General features: G+C 71.4%; 1 protein-coding gene. It reads left to right on the top strand.

The window, feature by feature from the left end; genetic code table 11:
• On the top strand, positions 1-830 hold an 830-nt coding region (locus AC3WPZ_RS27975; RefSeq protein ID WP_492442627.1), incomplete at its 5' end, for a hypothetical protein.
• Positions 831-1,002: the final 172 nt, after the last annotated feature.

The following is a 1,002-nucleotide window of genomic DNA, read 5'->3' on the forward strand; positions in this document are numbered from 1 at the left end:
GGGGGAGGCCTGGGCGGCACGAGGCAGGCGCGCCCGAGGCCATGGGGGGTGCGACCGGGCGCGGCGTCACGGGCATGGCGTTTCGGGACGTGCTGCAGCACGTGTACGTGCGTGAAGCCGAACGCGATGCGCACGAGCCCGCCGATCTGCGGCGGCTCAACGGGCGGCTCCTGTGCGTGCTGACCGCGTGCCACGAGGTGGACACGGCCCGGCGGCGGCTGATGGGCAGCCTGAACACCCAGCAGACCTTGAAAAGCCTGGCCCACCTCCTCACGGCAAGGGGGGACGCTGGGTTGGGCCCAGGGACGGAGCAGCGCAAGCTCACGGAAATGCTGGCGGACTTGCGATGCACGGTGGAGATGGCCACGGCGATGTGGGAGGCGGCGGGCCGGCACTTCACGCGGGTGACGCGCCTGTTGCCGGCCCAGTTGGACACGAATGGAACCCACTTCATCCCGGCGGCGCCTGCCGAGATTGACCGGCTGGCGCTCGAAGCGCAACGGCAAGGGGATGAGGCCATTTCGAAGACGCCGGATGGGCATCGCACCTCGGCGAGCGATCGTTTTGCCCAGGCCAGGGAGACCTACCTGCAGGCGGTCATGGATTGGGAGCTGGCGCAAGCCCGATGGGCGCGCGCCGGTCGCGTGCGCCAACTGGCCGAGCCCGGGTGTCACACCGGATCTCAAGGCGCGATGGCGTTCGCTCAGGCCGTGGCCGGCCAGGAATGGCAACGCAGCAACCTGCTCATGCGGGAGGCACATGCCTGCATGACGCGCCATGCCCTCTACGCCGTGGCCCTGCAGTTGCCCGCGCACTTCGGGGTGGGCTGAGGGGCCAGCAAAAGGCCCGCAGCGCCGAGGCGCGTGCGGGCCTGATCGTGAAACCTGGCGGGGCGGCGTCAGAACGGGATGTCGTCGTCCATGTCGTCAAAGCCGCTGGACTGGCGCGCGGGCGCGGCCGCCGGGGCCTGGCGCGGCGCGGGTGCCGGGGCTCGGGGGGCCG

This window comes from Hydrogenophaga sp. FW305-3-2-15-A-LB1 (assembly GCF_058787875.1).